Here is a 19,873-nt window from a genome sequence, read left to right as displayed (position 1 = left end):
AAAATGGCATGTATATAAAACTGATAAACCCAAAATCACACGGTCTAGCAGCCTATGACAATACTGGCAGCAGTCTGCAAACGCTCAACTATTTGGTTCATGAGGCAAAGAGGGAGAGAGAGGATTTAGGGATTTTTTTTAATCAGGACAGCGATGGTTTAAAGCCTGAACGGGTACAACAGGATATTGATTCCAATGTGAAAGGACTTACTACGAAAGATTCTAAATTCTATTCCCTTATCATAAGTCCCAGTGCAGATGAGCTCGCGCACATCAAAAATGATGAACAACTATTGAAAGCCTATACCCGGCAAGTCATGGAGCTATACGCCCAAAATTTTAACCTAAAAGGGGACCAGCGCCTTGCCTCCAAAGACCTGGTATGGGCTGCTACTATCCACCAAGACCGGAGCTACCGGGGAACAGATAATGAAGTATTAGCTGGAGAGGCAAAGGTGGGTGATAAGCGTCCAGGCTTGCAGACGCATGTGCATATAATTGTCAGTGCGCGGGATAGGAACCAAAAGATAACCTTGAACCCCAATGGGCGCAAGAGCAGGTTTGACCTGATAGACTGGCAGCGGAAGTCAGGGCAGCAGTTTGAGCATCAATTCAGATATACCGCAAAAGAGAAGGAGAAAATAAAGGTCAAGCAACGCGATGCAAGCCGCGATGCTGCCAGGTCCATACGTATAGGGGAGCGGGTAGAAGATGTTAATAGAAATGTACCCAAAAGCCAGAGGCTTGATGGCGAACGCGTAAAGGAAATCGCCGTTAACAGAAATTTTGACAAGACTTTTTACCGCTCCTTAAAACGGATTGAAACGAAAGCGCAACAGGGAAAGCCGATTGATAATGCGTACTATCTACTGCAGACGGGAAGGGAGCAACCCACAACAAGCAAGGCACCGGTCAGAAATTTGCTGCACGCTTTTCAGCGCGCAGTAAACTCAGGTACAGGAAAGGATATTAAAACAGAAGAAATAGGAGAGCGGAAAAGCCGTAGGAATGGAGAAATGGAAATTGACTAGGGCCGCTATGTCTGTTTCATTTTGCAATTGTGAAAATATTTAAGCATTCAAGCCTAAAACGTGACAAGGGTAGGTGATGCCAGGTGAGCCATTTTAAAGAACCATTTCCGAAGCAGACGCAGCTTTATGCTGGACTGCCTAGGCAAAGCAGTTGGAGTCATATTTTATTTTATAAAAAGATAATTATGCAAGTACCTACACCGGGTAAGAATCAAAAGTTAGCCTTGGTTATTGGATTAGTGATTTTAGCAATAGCTTTTGGGGATTATTATGTATTACTCCATCAAGCAGAAATACGCCAGGCACATGCTTGGGTGAAAGCAAACCCCGAACTTACGCCGCAACAAAAGAGAATAGCCCGGCAGGTTGAGCTGAGGCGGCGGCAAGCAGACCGTATGAGGACAGGGGTTACTAAGAACACTGAATCAGTCAATGGGATGGCGGGTAGGGGAAGCATCAGTACCGTAGAGGGGGCAGGCGATGGATCGGGGAGTGCTGGAAGTGGCATTAAGCAAAAGTCTCTCTTGAAAGCAGACAGCATATACAAAAAGGCCGGTGTTTACTTCCGACTTTCCTTACTGGCTGCTTCGCTTGCATTTCTCTTCATTCAGAAAGCCCCGGAAAGGAAATTAGGTCAGCCCAAACTTAAACCGATACCTGGAAAAAGCAGGACGGTTATTTTCCTGCTTTGCGGTGGGTTTTTCCTGATAAGTGGGTATGTGCTTTTAACAATTGCACAATTTCCCTCGGATTTTATTCTGTATGGCTACCCCATGGCCAGCTTATTTGGAATTCTCAGCACCTTCGTCGCCGGGTTGGTCATTGCCCGCAGCAAAAGGCCAGAATTCGGATTAACCACTGAACGTAAAAAGATTACTACAGAAAACGGTTTCAGCTTGCCCACGCAGGACGGAGGTTTCATAAACGTTCCAAACGCTTTTCGGGGGAATCTGGTGTTAGGAGGTGCAGGAGCAGGGAAGTCATACAGTATTGGGGAGCCGGTAATTGAGCAATTTGCCGGTAAAAACTGGGCAGGCCTGATTTACGATTTTAAATTCCCCGTGCTAACAGAAGTCGCGCAGCGTGCCTTAACCCTTGCTGCCGAACAAGCGGAAGCCAAAGGCGAGCCTGAGCCCAGCGTACAACTCCATGTCATCAATTTCCGGGATTTATCACGCACGGAGCGACTTAACCCCTTGAGACCGGAGGAAATGCCGGTAGTTGCCTTTGCCGAAGAATACAGCCGGGCGATCATCAATAACCTGAATACAAATACAATTAAAAATTCAGGGGAGTTCTTCAGCACATCAGCGATTGCTTATTTAACAGGCATCATTTGGTTTTACCGCAAGAACTTCCCAGAATACTGCACTATCCCTCATGTAGTGGCAACGGCCCTGTATAAGGATTTTAGGCACGTTTTATCCATGCTGGATACAGACATAGAGTGCGGGGATATGGTCCGAAGCCTCATCACCGCAGTAGAACAGAAGGCCGAGAAACAAATTGCAGGGGTAGTGGCCACCTTGCAAATTATCCTGAGTCGCATAAACAGCCCGGAAATCGTCTGGGTGCTTACCCCGGATGAGAGTAGAGGAGAGGGGTTCTCATTGAACCTGAATGACCCCAATAGCCCCAAGTTACTGTGCATTGGCAATGATCCCACGCTGAAAGATTCCTTTTCACCGGTTATCAGCTGTATTATAACCGTGGCACTCAAACTAATGAACCAGCAGCGGAAGCACCCAAGCTATGTTTTCCTGGATGAGGCAGCGACCATCTACGTGCCTGGCCTGGAGGTAATCCCGGCAACGGCGAGAAGTAATAAAATTGCGACCATTTACATGAGCCAGGATCTAAGCCAGATGGTTGACTCCTATGGGCGGGACAAAATGCAGGTGATGATCAGTAACCTCAATAATTGGTTTATCGGGAAAGTAAACAACATGGAGACGGCGGAGCTCATTTCCAAAATCGTCGGTCGGGAAGATAAGTCAATGGTATCAACGAGCAGTGGCAGCAGTACCGGCGGTTCTGGCCACCGGAACCGGAGCCAGAACCAAAGTGTAAGCCTTCAGGAACGCAGTTTAGTCCGTATCCAAGATGCCGTAGGGTTGGAACAGGGCGAATTTATAGGTCAGACGGTTGAAACAGAATCTACCTTTTTCCAAGGGCGGATAGATCGCAGCGATGCACAAACGGAAGCACATGAACTGGAGCCATTCGCGCTCTTTGCAGACGAGGGTGAAACTAATTCACAGGAAGCGCAAAGAATAATAGTCCAGGCGAATTACCAAAAAGTGCGCGACGAGGTAAAGGAAACAGTCGAAATGTATCCTAACACGCTGGCTCCCGGAGAGGAGTAACAGCAGAGTTCTTACCCCTGTTCACACTGGCTTTTTTGACCATTTTTGCGTATATTGTATAGTTGATTGAGTGAAAAACAAAGCATGGAAAATAGCAATTGGAAGCCCGGAGGGACTTTTTTCAAGCCTGCCCCAGCAGGATTGAGCCTTGAGGATCTGGCAAAGAGAGCGGAGCGTGAAAACATCGCAAATCATGGCTTTGCCTTAGTTATGAGCAATGGCCCGATGCCTGATGGGGAAGCTTTGGAATTTATGCAGAAGTATGTTGATGGAGAATTGACCCTGCGACAAGCATTGGATGAGCTGACGAAGTACCACGGACTGGATTCGCCAAGCCCGGAACCTGAACCAACAAGCATGACATTGGCCGTTCCTGAGGAAACGGCCAATTCTGTTTCAGATGTACCTGATCCCGAGGAAGAGTATTGGAACACAAAAATGTCTGTTGACCATGATTTCAATAGGAAGAAATCATCAAAGGAAAATTCCGAGGTATCCTTACCCGACCTTTTCAAAGATAGGGCAGAGGGGGAAAAGAATCATTAACTTCTACAATTGTAGCCATGGCAAAGTATGACGGCTTCAGCGATGAGAACGGGATTCTACTTAACCATAAGGGTATCCGGAATAGAGAATCCCTGGCGCGTCTGGAGAATAAGTTTGCCGGTTTCGGGGCGGCCATCTTAAAGGAGGAGGGAGGCATACCCGGGAGGTTTGACCAGGAGCATTTGCAGAAGATCCATAAGGAGCTTTTCCAAAAAGTATATCCATGGGCTGGGGAGACGAGAGCGAATAGGGGAGGCTTCCAAGGTGTAAAAGATACCGTAGTCAATCTAGTGCCCCAGGAAATGAGGTACGCCCCTTTCAAGGAGATTGAAACGCGGCTGGGGGCCATCAGCAAGCAACTCCAGCAGGAAAACAACTTGAAAGGATTGAGTACAGACAAATTCATTGAGCGCGCCGCTTATTATCTGGACCAGTACAATCATGTTCACCCCTTTCGGGAAGGTAACGGTAGGACCCTTCAAGCCGCTCTTACTCAATTAGGAAAGGAAGCTGGGTATGACATTGACTTTAACCGAGCAGACCCTGCCAAATATAATGAAGCCAGGAATTTTGCAATTGTAAAACCATATGCGCTTCAAGAAGCGCATAAAAACTTAGTCCCCTTAAAGGAGTTCCTGCACAAAATCACCACTCCGTTGCCCGGTATTGAAGCCGAGAAAGCCAGGGTAGAAGGAATTGCAAGAACTCCGGAGCCCTCGGCCGCCATGAAACGTATTGAAGCGTTGCGGGAATTGGAGGTGACCGGCAACCGGATAGCGGACCGATGGGACATTGCGGTGAAGCAGCAAGTGAAAAGCATAGTGGAAGAACCCAGGAGCCTGAAGAACTACGAAAAGGGTTTACGCACGATTGGTACCTCTATCTTAGAAGGTGGGGCGAAACCTGAGCATTACCTCTATCAGGATGCCGAGCGATTTACAAAAGCAATTGACCAGGTGAAATATGTTGCCGCCGGAAAGGAGATTCCTGCTTCAAAGGTGCCTTCACCAGCGCAACTACTCCAAAGTGATCTGCCGAAGAACCACACGGAAGCAAAAGACCTTTTTATGAAAGCTTCGGCCATCTTAAGCTTGGAGTTGAAAGCCCATGGGAAAGAGACGGAAGGGGAAAGGTTGCAAGATGTGGCGAAATTCGTTTCCAAAGTGCCTTATGTTGGAGGGGTGAACAAAGCGCACGTCAATAATGCCTTAACGGCCTCAACTGCAATTCCAGGTTTAAGGGGAGAAGGACCTGTGAGTGATATTATAAAGGCCGTAAGTATTTTAGAAAAGCCAGAGCGGGGCAGGAGCTACGTGTCCAAAGAACTAACCCAAGAAAGGGAAATGGGCGGGTAGTAATCCAAATTTAAAAAAAGTATATATCAGTTGTTCAAAGAGAGCCCAGACAGCTTTTGCATTACCTGGGCGTTGTAGAATAGGTCAGCTATTACCCTTTGAAGGGCCTTTAATAAGCTTAAATTCAGAATGTCCTGGAGCTTCTGCATGGTGGTTGCTACTGTTCTTTCCCAATGGTTAAAAACCCATGATATTCTGCTAAATCCTCCGCATCCAACTGTTGCACAATATACTCTTCTAACCCCACATCGTTTTTCTCATTCACATACCGTGTAAAAGAGAGAACGCTTTTGCAGCTTTCAAAGCCTTTCTCCTGCATTCCTTTTCTAACGTTTTCTGGTAACCCTTCCAGCCATTCATGATAGTCCTGTAGGCTGGGGGAGAAGTCTTTGGCGCTCTGATGGTACCGGTAGGTAATGTTGCCAACTGTGAAAAGCAGTTCATGGAACCGGCGCTGGTCTTCGGGACAATTAGCTAAAAATGCTTCTTGGCTAACATTACAATCTTCTTCTGGGTGTTTTATTTTAATCATTTATAAATACTGTCATCTTCTGGCAGGTTAGTTTTAATGTGAGAGGTAAATGTATTTAATAATAATTTAATCAGTTTTACAATTGCAAATAGTTAGAAGCAGAATTGAAGTTACGACGCGTGTTGCTCCATCAACTCAATAAATTTATTAGCGTCAACTCCTTTCTTATCCAATCCAACTCTTGAAAGTCCCCGACTTAAAGCATTCCCAAGCTCTTTTGTTTCTTTTGAAATGTTCAAGATTCTGTTGGAAATCTGCGAGTAATGACCCTGATTGTAGAGTTCTCTTAACTCTGCGTGACAATTCTGTTCCGCCGCTGACATCTCGGCTTTCAACTGTTCTAGCAGTTGAAGCTCGTAATTCTCTATATCTTGCTTCAAGATCCTCTCCCTCTCGTCCAAATGTAGCCGGAAGGTCTCTGCCTGACTCCTTAATTCTCTCAATTTCTCTTCCTTCAGCGTTTTCAAGCTGAGCAAACTGTTCTCTAGCAAGCTCTTCAAGTTTTTCAAATTCGCTTGATAGACCTCTTGCCTTTCCCTCAATCTGGTAGATGCTGATTCCTGCTGCTTCAATCTCTCTTCTTTCAGCGTCTGCAGCTGCGTTAAGTTCGTTTTCTCTTTCTCTAAGAGTAAGTCTATCTGCTCCAAGGCTTGCTTCCGCTTCTGCGATTGTTCGTTCAAGAATCTCCGCCTCTGCATCAAGTCCTGCGATTTTGACTTTAAAGTCAGATTCCAATGTTGCTGCGTCTGCTCTACATCTTTCTTCTTCTCTTCTAAGCTGCTCTTTTGCGTAGTCAACTTTTGCTGTTTCCTCTGAATATCTGCTGACAAGCTCTGCTCGGTGCTTTTCTTGAAGTCCGCGCAGTCGCTCTTGATTAGCTGCTGTATTTCCCTCAACTCTTGATATTTCGTCTCTAAAACTTGATTCAATGTCACGGTATGGTTTCGCTGCCAGGCATTTGTTAATTCCCCGTACAAAGCTTCTAATTTGCGCTGCTCGGCACTCGAAAGATTCTTCAAAAAGCTTTCTTTGGAGTTCATCAATTGGTGGTACTCCCTTTGCATCTGGGTTGGAAACTGAAATGTAATCAGCGCGTTCTTGCTCATGGTTATATACCCACTTGGTTTTTTCTGATTTGTAAAAGGTGCCTTCTATTTCCTGTGGAGAGTCTTTGGGGATGCGGACTAGCACAGTGTCAATCCCTAGACGCTTAATTTTCACCCGTTTCTCCAACGTTAAGCTGTGGGTGGCCACTAGTTCAATGAAAAGGATAGGCTGGTAGTCTTTATCAAAGAATGTAACGTCCGGTTGTATGAGCAGGAATCGTTCATCTACGTCTTTTTTCTTTCCCCACTTAATCTCTCCGTCTTCATTTTCAAAGAAGCAGGTTTCATTTTCTACCGTGTGTGCTTCAATGAATCTGTCCTCTAGCAATAGGTTGGCTAACCCGTCATGCCCTTTTGGGGGATATTTGTAAACCGGCGGGACTTTAATTCTCTTGATTTGCTGGAGAATATTTTTGGCCAGAATATGCCGGTGGGTTTCATCTGAGTAGGTACACTTTCTGTTTGGCTCTACTCCTTTGGGGTCATGCCGGAAGTAAGACTGATAATTCTCAATCTTGAATTTAACGGCTTGCAACTCCCTACCGCAGCCCAGGCAGAAATATCCTTGCTTTCCGCTGCGTGCCTCGGAGATATGGATAATCTTATCCTCAACGTTGTAGGCATAAACGTTGCCCTCATCTTTTTCTACTTCCATGCTAAAAGATACCACTTTTCCAACGTAGCTGAAAAGTTCAAAATGAAAATATTTTTATAAGTTGTCTGCCCACGATGTAACTTTTAATAGAGAAGTGGTTTTGTAATTTGCCTGAATCCGTTGCGCTATAAATATTATATTTACCAATTGCAAAGCAGGCGTTCCTTGCCATTTCGCCTAAAAATAACTCCTGTTTGTGTGTAAATGCCACTCAATTACAGGTTTACAGGTGGAAGGAGATTAATCATAGCCCAGAATGAGTTTTCAGAAAATACTAAATAAATACCGGAGAGTAGCCTTTTCAGAACGAGATAAAGGTGAGCGCTTTGAGCGGTTGATGCAGGCCTATCTCAAAACAGACCCAAAATATGCTTACCTGTTCCAAAAAGTATGGCTCTGGAATGAGTTTCCGGGGCGACATGATTTGGGCGGGGGTGATACCGGAATAGATTTAGTGGCGTTGACGCTGGATGGCGACTATTGGGCTATTCAATGCAAATGCTATCAGGAGAACGCCCTGATAGATAAACCGGCGGTTGATTCTTTTCTTTCTACCTCCAGCCGGGAATTCAAAGGGGAAGACCTAAAATCCATTCGGTTTACGCAACGCCTATGGATTGATACCATTGGTAAGAAATGGGGAAGCAATGCCGAAGAGGCCATCAGAAATCAAAATCCGCCGGTAACCAGGTTAAACCTGCATGATTTAAGGGAAGCACCTGTTGACTGGGAAAAACTGGAGCAGGGAATACACGGGGAAGCGGCCAGAGCCCCTAAGAAGGAGTTGCGTGCGCACCAGAAAGAGGCTTTGGGCAAAACGCACGAGCATTTTAAAGAGGCGGAACGGGGCAAACTAATCATGGCCTGCGGCACGGGCAAGACCTTTAACTCGCTGCGCATTGCTGAAAATGAAACGGACGGCAGAGGCTTGATCCTGTTTCTGGTGCCTTCTATCTCTTTGTTGGGGCAAACGCTGCGCGAATGGTCAGCTGATGCGCTGGAGCCCATCAACCCCATCTGTATTTGCTCAGACCCGGAAATAACCCGGAAGAAGACCAAAAACGAAGATACGGATAGTTTCAGCGTAGTGGATTTGGCCTTGCCTGCCTCTACCAATGTAAAAGATATTCTACAGCAGTTCCGGCACATAAAAGAAAACCGGAAGCCTGGCATGACAGTGGTTTTCTCCACGTATCAATCCATTGAGGTGATTGCCCAGGCGCAGAAGCAGTTACTGCAGACCGATATTGGTTTTGGCGTTTTTGACTTAATCATCTGCGATGAGGCTCACCGTACCACAGGGGTAGCATTGGCTGGTGAAGATGAATCGGCTTTTACCAAAGTGCATGACCCTGGTTTTCTGCAGGCCAAAAAGCGGTTATACATGACCGCTACCCCCAGGCTTTACAGCGACGACACCAAAAGCAAGGCTGCCCAGGCCGATGCCATTTTGTGCTCCATGGATGACCCAAAACTGTTTGGCGAGGAAATCTACCGTATTGGTTTTGGCGAAGCGGTTTCCAGAGATTTACTCACTGATTACAAGGTGCTGATTCTTACGTTGAGTGACCAGGACGTGCCACCGGCAGTACAGAAAATGATTGTCGGCCAGGAAAGTGAAATCAACACCGATGATGCTTCTAAGCTTATAGGGTGCGTAAACGCGCTTTCTAAAAAAGTGTTGGGCGATGCCGGCATCATAAAGGAGAGTGACCCGGAGCCCATGCGCCGGGCCTTGGCTTTTTGCCGGAACATAGAAGAATCTAAAAAGATAACGGCCAATTTTATGACCGCTACCGATTCTTACATCAACTCCCTGCCCGACGAGAAGAAAGAACAGATGGTGTCTGTAGCATCGCAGCACATAGACGGTACCATGAACGCGCCCCAGCGCGATGAACTGTTGGGCTGGCTCAAAGCGGAAACCGAGAACAACGAATGCCGGGTACTTACCAATGTGCGCTGTTTGAGCGAAGGGGTAGACGTACCTTCGCTAGATGCTGTCATGTTCCTTTCGGCCCGCAACTCGCAGGTAGATGTGGTACAGTCGGTTGGGCGGGTGATGCGGAAAGCACCGGGTAAAAAGTATTTGTACATTATTATACCGGTGGTAGTGCCCAGCAATGTAGAGGCAGACAAAGCCCTGGACGATAACGACCGCTACAAGGTAGTATGGACGGTATTGAACGCTTTACGGGCCCACGATGATAGATTTAACGCTACGGTTAATAAGATTGAGCTGAACAAACATAGGCCGGAGCAAATCATAGTAGGGCGCCCGGAATATGCCTTCACGCCAGATGGCCTGCCTACGGTGGCCGAAGACCCGGCTCCTTACGGAACAAACCAACAGCTGGCTAACCAGCTGATGCTGCAATTTGAGCAATTGCAAAACGTGGTGTTTGCCCGGATGGTGCAAAAAGTAGGCGACCGCCGCTATTGGGAGCAGTGGGCTAAAAACGTAGCCGAAATTGCCGAGCGCCAGGCGGAGCGCATCCATAAACTGATAAACGAAGACACGGCGCACAGGGAAGCGTTTGCCGGGTTCTTGAACGGGCTGAAGAAGAACATCAACCCCAGCATTACCCAGCATGAGGCGGTAGAGATGCTGAGCCAGCATATTATTACCAAACCGGTTTTTGAGGCCTTGTTTGAGGGATACTCCTTTGTGAACAACAACCCCATCTCGGTGAGCATGCAAACCATGCTGGATTTACTGGAAGGCGGGGCCTTGGAGAAGGATACCGAAACGCTCCAGAAGTTCTATGAATCGGTGAAGATGCGGGCCAGCAACATTGACAACGCCGAAGGCAAGCAGCGCATTATCATTGAGCTGTATGACAAGTTCTTTAAAACGGCCTTCCCTAAAATGGTGGAAAGGCTAGGCATTGTCTATACGCCCGTGGAGGTAGTGGATTTTATCATCCATTCAGTGAATGATGTACTGAAGAAAGAATTTGGCCGCAGTGTCTCTGATGAAAACGTGCACGTGTTAGACCCTTTTACCGGTACCGGCACCTTTATTACTCGCCTGTTGCAGAGCGGCCTGATTGATAAGAAGGATTTGGAGCGCAAGTTTAAGCAGGAGCTGCACGCCAATGAGATTGTATTGCTGGCGTACTACATTGCGGCCGTAAACATTGAAAACGCCTTTCATGACCAATTAGAGGAAAACCAGGAATACCAATCTTTTGAAGGCATTGTGCTCACCGATACCTTTCAGTTAGACGAAGTAAAAACCACGCAGTACGGCACGGAAACCACTTTCTCCCGGAACTTTGAACGGATTATGTCGCAGAAGAATGCCCCGCTGCGGGTGATTATGGGCAATCCGCCGTACTCTGTGGGGCAAAAGTCTGCCAATGACAATGCCCAGAACCAGGCTTATCCTAAACTAGATGCGCGCATAGCGGCTACGTATGCCAAGGCAACCGATGCTACGAACAAAAACTCTTTATACGATTCCTATATAAAGGCTTTCCGGTGGAGCACAGACCGCTTAGATAAGAATGGCGGCATTGTCTGTTTTGTTTCTAATGGGGCTTGGCTTGATGGAAATAGTGCCGACGGCTTTCGGAAATCATTGGAAAATGAGTTTTCCGCGATTTACGTTTTCAACTTACGAGGTAATGCGCGCACCAGCGGGGAGTTAAGGCAAAAAGAAGCCGGAAACGTCTTTGGAGGAGGTTCCAGAACCCCCATTTCAATTACGTTGCTGGTCAAAAATCCAGCTCATACAGGTAAGAAGGCTATCATTCATTACCATGACATTGGCGACTATTTAAACCGCGAAGAAAAGCTCGCTTTGGTTAAAAAGTTTAAATCTGTTGGTAATGCTGAAATGCCCTGGAAACAACTTACCCCCAATGACCACGGCGACTGGGTGAACGAACGGAATGACGCCTTCGGAACATTTATCCCAATTCAATCAGAAAAGAAATTTGATTTAAAGGCAAAAGTGTTTTTTGTGGTTAATTCTAGAGGAAATGAATCATCAAGGGACACATGGGTTTATAATTCTTCATTGAGCCTACTTAAATCAAATATGGAGAAAATGGTTAGTTTCTATAATCAGCAAGTAGATGATTTTAATGGAGCTAAGCCATTAAATCCTAAAGTTAATGACTTCATTAATGTAGACCCAAGGAACATCAGTTGGACCAGTAGTTTGATATTGCAATTAGAGAAAGGGAATAGGGCTGTTTTTGAACAAAAAAAGACAGCCAAAGGCCTGTATAGACCTTTTTTTAAGCAAAATGTATATTTAGGGGAGAAAATGATTCATAGACGGGGTCAAATGAACGAGTTCTTCCCAACTCCTTCAAATAAAAATTTCGTCATCTGTATTTCTGGTATAGGAGATTCAAAAAACTTCACTGTTATTATAACTGATATTATTCCAGATGTCCAGCTTCAATTTAATGGACAGGTTTTTCCGCTGTATTATTACGAAGAGCGGCAAAAGCAAACCCCTGGTTTGTTTGATGCTTCAGGGGAAAGTGAATACACCCGCCGCGATGGGCTAAGTGACTTTATCTTAGACCGGGCCAAAAAGCAATACGGCAAAAACGTGAGCAAAGAAGATATCTTCTACTACGTTTACGGGTTCCTGCACAGCCCCACTTACCGCACCCTCTTTGCCAATGACCTAAAGAAAATGCTGCCCCGCCTGCCCCTGGTAGAAGATGTGCGTGATTTCTGGAAGTTTAGCAAAGCGGGCCGCGCCCTGGCAGACCTGCACCTTAACTATGAGAGCGTGCCGGCATACCCAGGGGTTACCGTAACCGGAGCAGAGAGCGGGTTCTATAAAGTAGAGAAAATGCGCTTCCCTAAGAAAGGCCAGAAAGACTGCATTCTCTACAACAGCAAGATTACCCTTGAGAACATTCCTGCCAAAGCTTATGATTACACAGTTAACGGCAAAAGCGCCATTGATTGGGTAATGGAGCGGTACCAGGTAACCACCCACAAAGACAGCGGTATTAAAAATGACCCCAATGACTGGGCAGACGAAGTAGGCAACCCCCGCTATATCCTAGACTTGCTGTTGAGTGTTATCAACGTAAGCGTACAAACCGCAGACATAGTAGAAGAATTGCCACAGCTGGAGTTTTAAAGCGGTAGTAAGAAAGAGATGCGTTTCTGGCCTCATTTTGGGAAAACAGGCCAAAAACGCATCCTTTACTTATAGCTAGGGTTTTGCCTTAGTCGTTAGTTAAAGACAATCAGCGGAGTTTAGGTAGCCCAACGTTTTGGGAAGGGTATGATATGCGTATTCTCCTTTTATTACGTTCCAGCTTATACAGTTCAACAATCCGCCATGGATTGCCACGTCATTGATGTTTATTGGCTCTACGGTTCTATCTGCAAACACTTCTGTAAGAATTCCAACGGCTTCCTCGTCTTTGTTTCCCTCCACCTCAAAAATGGGGGCTAGGATTAAGTTTGCCACTTCCAGATAGTTCACATAGCAACCTATTGCCGATTCAGGGTAGCCTTTGACTTTATACTCCAGAAACGGCATATCAATATAGCTAAGGCTGTAATCAGAAAGCACTTTCTTCATGCCTTTTTTCCAATAGTCATACTCCTCTTCCAGGCAATTGCCGATGAGCGTAGTCCTGTCATAAAACCTCACCAACCCATCTGCGTGGCCAGTCATGTCTGATTTTATTTGCGGTATAACAATTACCTCGGCTTCAAAGAGTTTTTCTAATTCATCTACCAACTTAGACTTGTTGGTGTAAGCTGGGTTCTCCTGGAATATCCTGTCTGTAATAATCACCCTGTCTTCCCACCTTAACACGTTTCCGCCGTCTACATTTATACTGGAGAAAGTAGCCTGAATCTGGTTTAGCTCAAGGGTTGTTTTTGGGTCTGTCTGTAAATCCAGATCTTCTGCTAAATAAGAAGGCTCGTACCTGAACTGGATAAATTTAGATGCCGCTTTCTGGATGGGCATGTAGTCTCTGCACCAGATATCTTTTGTCGAGTTAATGATACCATGCTCTATTTGGTGTTTTTCCAGAACAGAGCAAATCCTGTCAAAGGTGTCGCCATAACGGCTGTCAGCAAACAATTGGTCTGAGAAAAAGACTTTGTTTGTTTCTTTATCTATTACCATTCAGAAGGGAGTCTTGGTATTTAAGCAGTCTAAAATCATAGGGAGAGGAGACTTCCTTCCTATTCAATAAGTCTTTATATTCAGGTAAACCAGCTATATACACATTGGCAGCCGGGGAAGGGGAGAGTAGGACGGAGCTGGGGATTTTTACCTCCGGAAAATTCCTTGAAAAATGCCTCTCAACAAACTTACTTGTGAAATAGATGACCTTGATATTTGCTTTCAAGCAACTGTTGATGCCAGCCGTATTTACCTCAACTATTTTCAGGTTAGAATCTGAGCAGTTACCTTTTGTCCTTTCTATCTTTGAAGCTATGTCTGTGATGGCTATTCCATGCTTCAGACATATTTCGGTTTTATTGTCTTTGGTAAAGCAGGGCATACCAAAGACATCAGACATTAATTTCCAAAAATCGCTTTTGCCGCTCCCGCTATAAAACCAATCTCCATAGTCTTTGCCGTTGTGGCAAGGAAAGCTCCCTATCAATAACTTATCAGCGTTTTCAGGTAGGTAGTAGCCAAAAGGATGTTCTTCTATCATTGGTTAGTTTTTACTTCTTTCAATGCACTGGCACAGTTAATCCATCTGTTTTTGGCCTGATTTTCAGAAATAAGGCCAAAAACAGAAAAAGTGTCTCCATTAGCAAGGCCAATGGTTTGCGTCTGGGTTAGACTTCAAACAAAGCCAGGCCTACTCCTACGGCAAGTAGAGAAAACACAACACTTACTCCAACATACGTGAGGGCTATAAGGTAATTGCCTTGCTGCAAGAGGTGTAAGCTCTCGGCAGAGAAAGCCGAAAAAGTGGTATAGCCGCCACAGAAGCCGGTTGCTAGCAGAAGGCGCAAATCAGCATCTGCCTGGTAGTAACGGTTAAGGAATCCAATGAATAGGCCAATGAGCAGGCAACCCACCACATTGGCCGTAAAAGTGGCAAGCGGGAAAATGTTGGCGTAGTATTTTGAAACGAACAAAGCCGTTAGGTAACGCAGAATGCTGCCAACTGCCCCGCCAATCCCCACCAATAGTATATGTTTTATCATTCAGGATTTCCGGTTTTAGGTTAATTGTAAAATGAGTCAGATTCTCCTTCACTAGGATTAAGTAACCCTAGTGTTACAACTCATTCTAACATGGCTTAAACTTTTCAATTGATTAGATAGCGATAGTAGGTCCTACTGATATAGGTTGCTGTTTTTATAATTATTAGCTTTAAATTCCATAATTCTAAAATTCATAAAGCCAGATAAGTTTGCAGCAGGTCTTCAATCAGCCATTTATCAAGACATGATATTATTTCAAAATCACTTAATCATTCTTGACTACAACCCAAGCACAGATATTCTGTCCGTTGATTGGCCCAACGTCAATAGCTACGATCTTCTGGAGATAGAGCGCTCCTTAAGCATTTTGGTTGATTACATCAGGTCTTATGATGTGAAGAGACTACTTATTGATAGCAGCAAAACGGTCATACACCCAGACATTGACCGCACCACTTATCTGGATATAGTGACGCGGTTCGCAAAGAACCTACAGAACACTAGGCTCCAGAAATCAGCGAGTATTCTCCATACTGATACAATTAGACAGCAAGAGTCCGAGCAGATTTCGGAGGAGGTTACCAGCAAGGTTGAGTTAAAGATTCAAAGCCAGACATTCGCTACCAAAAAAGCTGCATTGGAATGGCTGAAACAGGAAGGCTAAGAGTGGGTATTGCTTTCTAATTTTATTAGAATAAGTGAAAAAGTAAAAGTCCTTTAGTGCCTTTATATGCTTCTAGCGGATAATCTTAAGCTTTGGCCGTGCTACCTCGTTTTCCTGGTATCGGGTTTTAAAATCTTCCAATTGTAAAGACAGCAGCTGCGCCAACTCTTCTTCTGAATACCCTAAATCATTTAAATGGGCATCCACCAGTTCTTGCAACAGAATAGGGGGCTCCGGTGCGGGATCCAGTTCTTTGGGTTCCTTTGTCCGGTATCCCAAAGCGCTCATTTGCTGCCATAGGTACCGGTACTGGTTTTCGGTAATCAGGCGCAGTGTTTTAGCCCGGATAATAAGGGCTGCCATGGACACTTTCCAGTATCTTTTCAAATCTGCCAACCTGGCAATATCCACCTTTCCCAAGTGGGATTTAATTTCCGCAGCGGGCATCAGGAACTCAGCCGCAAAAGCATATGCTTCCGCTTCCACGTCCCGGTTTTCTGCAATGGGTTGCCCCAGGTGCAGCAGAATGTGGCCTAATTCATGGGCAATTGTCAAGCGCTGCCGGTCAGTTGGTATGTTGCGGTTGTAGAATATGATAGGATGGTTAGTATCGGTAAAGATGTTCAGACCATCCATCTTAGGTGAGTCAAAATCAATAGGTACCACCAGAATTCCCTTGTCTTCCACCAGCTTCGTTATATTTTCTATCCTCCCTTTCGGTAGCCGCCAGTATTCCCGCAAGTATGTAGCGCACTTTTCCGGAGAGCCATGTTCCTCTACTTCCCATTTTGGCAATTGTAAATCAGGTATATCAACTGAGTTCAGCAGTTTCTCCAGGTTGATTTTGCTGATATTCATAGTGGCATCAGCCTTGGCCAAGTCCTTCTTGGTAAACACAGTTCGTTTCCGATAATGCACCAGACTCGGGTTATACAGCTGATTCTGCTGGAAGAAGAAACTTGCCGGATACGCCAATTCAGCACTTAATATATTCAGCAGTTCTTCTGATACGTTCTGAAGCCCATTTTCAATCTTAGACAGGGTGCCCTGTTTGATGCACATTTTCTCAGCCAGCTCTTTTTGGGTTACCCCACGCGATTCACGAGCTAAAATGACCATGTTAGGGTTCACCTTACCTAGGAAAAGCATATTCGTTTCCATCATTTAACCTATCCTTCTATTGTCTTGTCTGCTTGTGGTTTCTTCTTTACAGTCACCCTTCTTTCTGCAATAGGAACTACTGTTGCGCCGGTCTCGGTGTAGAATGGTATTTCCGGTTGTTCCTGACCTAATCGGGTCCGTAAATCTATATTCCATATAACGGAATTGAAGGGACGGTAAACCAGATTGATGGAGCCAATGCTGTCAATGGCTTCGCGGTTAGAGGTGTACCCCGCATAAATGCAGGGGATGTTCTCAAATCCCTCAAAACTGTTCTGGTAGTTCAAATCCTCCGTCCGCTTCGTCGCATTATTGGTGCTGGGTGACAGATCAGCGTTAAGCTTGTTGAACCGGATGAAGAGTTTACCCCTTAGTAAGATGCCGAAAGGGTCATTGCGCAAAGGATTTATGATAACTTCCGGGTCACCTGAAAAAGCTTCCTCGGCATAGATGCACATAAAGTTGTTGACCATCACGGATTTCGCTAATGGTGACCAGCTTGTGTATTTCTCCCGGATCTCTGAGTGAGTTGCCTCCAGCCGTTTCACATCAGCCATCGCCTTCTCAACAATAGAAACAAATTTTTCAAAATAAGGGAGCAGATATCCAGTTGCTTCTTCCTGAGGTAAAAGTTTCTTCATAGTCTTCCATCTTTAAAACAAAGATAAAGATGAATTTGTAAAATAAAAGAAAAATATTCCTGTAAATTTAATAGATGCTGTAAAATATTCCTATGATGAGAGATGTGCTGATACTAATTAAAATAGAAGTGGCATACAAAGTCCCTAATTGCCCTTGTGCACTATCAAAATATCTTCTATGTGCGTGGTATAGCAAGACGTGCAAGCCCCTGTTCTGTTAATCCTGCCTCCGCATAGCTACTTTCAACGTACTGGCCAAATACCTATTCGGTAGAGGGAGCGGGCTCTGTCAGGCTTTTAACCTGCCCTGGTCCAGAACCTTGTGTTTCTGTATCAAAGGTGGTAGTATTCTGTAAGTGTCCGAAGCCCGTGCAGAAGGCGAACATCAAAGAAATCAGAAGAATTGTAAAGTATTTAACTCTAAATTGTTCTGCCATGACAGGTTATTCTTATTATATATAGCCTTGTATCACGCAATGATTGTTTCATTACAGTAATCATTTTCAGTTCTAAGATATCGCGCTTTGAATCAACCCTGTTAAAGTTAGGTTGATGAAGCCTTTCCATTATGAGTTGATGGTCTTATACTTATAAGAGAAGAGAATAATTCGTTCGGCGATTTATGTAGGGGTAAATATATGGAATATAACTAGCTAGTGAGGCAAAAACAGCACTGCGATTAATCCTGCCCATAGAATACATTCAACAATAGACAGCGAACAATAGCCTAAAAGCCATTTTTATGCAATTTTTTGTAGGTGAAATACATAAAAAAGGGGATGAACTATCACTAACTGCCAACGTATATTTGGTTTAATTTAAATCTACTTATCTGAGAAAACTATGGAAAACCACAGCTATCAACAACTCATCGAAAAACTGATAGTCTGCATTAACACCTGTGAGTTGTGCTTCTCCCACTGCCCCTCAGAGGTTGGGATTCTTCATAGATGGCAACCTAACAAATAGAATCTTTAACCGCATATGTCGAAAGGCCACACTATCTCCCCAGGAAGCCAGAATAAATCCCGCCTGAAGTGGGTCCTGGGCCTTACCCTGCTCTACCTAGTGGCGGAAGTCATCGGCGGCATCTGGACCGGAAGCCTGGCTCTCCTGGCGGACGCCGGCCACATGCTGACAGACGTGGGGGGGCTGGCTTTCGCCCTAATCGCCATCAACCTGGCCGAGCGGAAAGCGACACCGGAGAAGACGTTCGGCTACTACCGGGCAGAAATCCTGGCGGCGCTGGCCAATGCGGTGATATTGATAGGTGTCTCCCTATACATCCTGTACGAGGCATACCTGCGTTTCAGAACCCCGCCCGAAGTGGAAAGCAAACCCATGTTGGTGATCGCTGGAATCGGTCTGTTGGTCAACCTGGCTGGGATGTACATTCTACGCAAAGGCTCCAATGACAGCCTCAATATGAAGGGTGCTTACTTTGAGGTGCTTTCCGACATGCTGACCTCCATCGGCGTAATTGTAGCGGGGGTGATCATGTGGACCACGGGGTGGTACTACGCCGACCCTATCCTGTCTGCGGGCATTGGTCTTTTTATACTGCCCCGCACATGGATTCTACTGAAGGACGCAGTCAGCGTCTTACTGGAGGGAACACCGGCGGATGTCAACCTAGGCTCCCTGCGGGAAGCCATGGTGAAGTTGCCGGGGGTGGCCGATGTGCATGACCTGCATGTCTGGTCACTGACTACCGGTGTCAATGCCATGAGTGCCCATGTGGTGCTGCATGAAAAGGCGGCGCCCAGTGAAGTGTTGAAGCGGGTGAATGATCAGGTAAAGGAATCTTTCAAGATCAGCCACACTACCATCCAACTAGAGTCTCCCGGCTTCCAGGAGCAGGAAACTCACCTTTAAACCTATCACTGGAATAGACGGAGCTAGGTTAGCAGTGGGTAAATTATTTCCCACTCCAGATGCCCGACCGGGTTCATGAGGTCTCTCCCTAGTTTTATATCCCAGTACCGTTGTAGGGGCGCCTGGATCCTTCTTATGGCCCCAAGCTAAGCTCTTCCTAGCTAATTATACCTTACGGTCGTTAGAAAAGGATACCGTAATCATAGGTAGGACGAAGCATTAAAAACCAAATGGATGCCAAGAAGGTATAAGATAAGATACGCCAACTTAAACTACAATGCTATGGAAAACGAACATCCGGGAGAACACCAAAAAAGCGCAGAGAGCCACAGAAAAGCGGCGCAGTATTATCAGCAGGCGGCCGAACAGCACCGGGCGGCGGCTGAGCATTTAAACTCGGGCGACCATGAAAAAGCCGCCCACCATGGCTATACCGCCTATGGACTGAGTGAGCATGCGAGACATCACGCCAAGGAGGCAGCCCTGCACCACTCCCACGAGCATAAGTCCAATGAGCCGTTACACGCTCATGAGCAAGGTGGACAGCAAAACAGGCAATAATACAGGATATTTAACCTTTTAAGTCAATAAAGTGCAACGGATGAACCTTATCTATGATAGACTAGGCTCATCCGTTGCACTTTATATCAATACCCATCTTAACTCTCAGGCAACCTTTTGCTATTTTATACCTAGCGTCTTTGGGAGGAGAAGTTAAAGAATACTATTGTGACTTAGACCGAAGTAAACGGTTGCCACAAATACTTTGGGGAG

Annotated in this window: 15 protein-coding genes; 8 read left to right on the top strand and 7 right to left on the bottom strand. The window is 45.6% G+C overall.

The window, feature by feature from the left end; genetic code table 11:
- The first annotated feature begins 8 nt into the window (after positions 1-8).
- The 4 genes from IMY23_RS19785 (at position 9) to IMY23_RS19770 (ending at position 5,298) form a co-directional block, all read left to right on the top strand.
- Positions 9-1,031 (top strand): DUF5712 family protein, encoded by a 1,023-nt coding sequence (locus IMY23_RS19785; RefSeq protein ID WP_192823927.1) that lies wholly within the window; start codon positions 9-11, stop codon positions 1,029-1,031.
- A gap of 83 nt (positions 1,032-1,114) precedes the next feature.
- On the top strand, positions 1,115-3,397 hold the full coding sequence (locus IMY23_RS19780) for a TraM recognition domain-containing protein (RefSeq protein WP_192823926.1): 2,283 nt from the start codon (positions 1,115-1,117) through the stop codon (positions 3,395-3,397).
- A gap of 84 nt (positions 3,398-3,481) precedes the next feature.
- Positions 3,482-3,943: a hypothetical protein gene (locus tag IMY23_RS19775; RefSeq protein WP_192823925.1), complete on the top strand. Its 462-nt coding sequence runs from the start codon at positions 3,482-3,484 to the stop codon at positions 3,941-3,943.
- 17 nt (positions 3,944-3,960) lie between these two features.
- Positions 3,961-5,298 carry a Fic family protein gene (locus tag IMY23_RS19770; RefSeq protein WP_192823924.1) on the top strand — a complete coding sequence of 446 codons (1,338 nt, stop codon included), beginning with the start codon at positions 3,961-3,963 and terminating at the stop codon, positions 5,296-5,298.
- A 157-nt stretch (positions 5,299-5,455) separates the two neighbouring features.
- Here the strand turns inward: IMY23_RS19770 and IMY23_RS19765 are convergent, their stop codons facing one another.
- Positions 5,456-5,830 carry a hypothetical protein gene (locus IMY23_RS19765; protein ID WP_192823923.1) on the bottom strand — a complete coding sequence of 125 codons (375 nt, stop codon included), beginning with the start codon at positions 5,828-5,830 and terminating at the stop codon, positions 5,456-5,458.
- A 165-nt stretch (positions 5,831-5,995) separates the two neighbouring features.
- Positions 5,996-7,591, bottom strand: coding sequence for a hypothetical protein (locus IMY23_RS19760; RefSeq protein ID WP_192823922.1), 1,596 nt, complete (start codon positions 7,589-7,591; stop codon positions 5,996-5,998).
- Positions 7,592-7,847: 256 nt separating this feature from the next.
- Between IMY23_RS19760 and IMY23_RS19755 the strand changes: the two genes are divergently transcribed.
- Positions 7,848-12,707: a type ISP restriction/modification enzyme gene (locus IMY23_RS19755; RefSeq protein WP_192823921.1), complete on the top strand. Its 4,860-nt coding sequence runs from the start codon at positions 7,848-7,850 to the stop codon at positions 12,705-12,707.
- A 99-nt stretch (positions 12,708-12,806) separates the two neighbouring features.
- Here IMY23_RS19755 and IMY23_RS19750 read toward each other — a convergent pair whose 3' ends face one another.
- From IMY23_RS19750 to crcB, 3 genes are all read right to left on the bottom strand, one after another.
- Entirely contained in the window at positions 12,807-13,715 is a 909-nt protein-coding gene (locus IMY23_RS19750) for an agmatine deiminase family protein (protein ID WP_186631863.1), read from the bottom strand.
- Positions 13,702-14,256, bottom strand: a complete 555-nt coding sequence (locus IMY23_RS19745) for a hypothetical protein (protein ID WP_186631860.1) — start codon at positions 14,254-14,256, stop codon at positions 13,702-13,704. Before IMY23_RS19745 ends, IMY23_RS19750 begins: the two co-directional genes overlap by 14 nt.
- 127 nt (positions 14,257-14,383) lie before the next feature.
- Entirely contained in the window at positions 14,384-14,758 is a 375-nt protein-coding gene (crcB, locus tag IMY23_RS19740; protein ID WP_186631857.1) for a fluoride efflux transporter CrcB, read from the bottom strand.
- Positions 14,759-15,002: 244 nt separating this feature from the next.
- Between crcB and IMY23_RS19735 the strand changes: the two genes are divergently transcribed.
- The gene (locus tag IMY23_RS19735) at positions 15,003-15,422 is read left to right on the top strand and encodes a hypothetical protein (protein WP_186631854.1); all 420 of its coding nucleotides are present in this window, start codon (positions 15,003-15,005) and stop codon (positions 15,420-15,422) included.
- Positions 15,423-15,494: 72 nt separating this feature from the next.
- Here the strand turns inward: IMY23_RS19735 and IMY23_RS19730 are convergent, their stop codons facing one another.
- Positions 15,495-16,541: an ImmA/IrrE family metallo-endopeptidase gene (locus IMY23_RS19730; protein ID WP_192823920.1), complete on the bottom strand. Its 1,047-nt coding sequence runs from the start codon at positions 16,539-16,541 to the stop codon at positions 15,495-15,497.
- A gap of 50 nt (positions 16,542-16,591) precedes the next feature.
- Entirely contained in the window at positions 16,592-17,224 is a 633-nt protein-coding gene (locus IMY23_RS19725) for a hypothetical protein (RefSeq protein WP_186631848.1), read from the bottom strand.
- 984 nt (positions 17,225-18,208) lie between these two features.
- Here IMY23_RS19725 and IMY23_RS19720 point away from each other — a divergent pair.
- Both IMY23_RS19720 and IMY23_RS19715 read left to right on the top strand, forming a co-directional pair.
- Entirely contained in the window at positions 18,209-19,099 is an 891-nt protein-coding gene (locus IMY23_RS19720; RefSeq protein WP_186631845.1) for a cation diffusion facilitator family transporter, read from the top strand.
- Positions 19,100-19,381: 282 nt separating this feature from the next.
- Positions 19,382-19,660 carry a hypothetical protein gene (locus IMY23_RS19715; RefSeq protein ID WP_186631836.1) on the top strand — a complete coding sequence of 93 codons (279 nt, stop codon included), beginning with the start codon at positions 19,382-19,384 and terminating at the stop codon, positions 19,658-19,660.
- Positions 19,661-19,873 lie beyond the last annotated feature (213 nt).

Source organism: Rufibacter sp. LB8, from assembly GCF_014876185.1.
In the GTDB taxonomy this organism is placed as follows: domain Bacteria; phylum Bacteroidota; class Bacteroidia; order Cytophagales; family Hymenobacteraceae; genus Nibribacter.
This window is presented reverse-complemented; position numbering and strand designations above follow the sequence as displayed.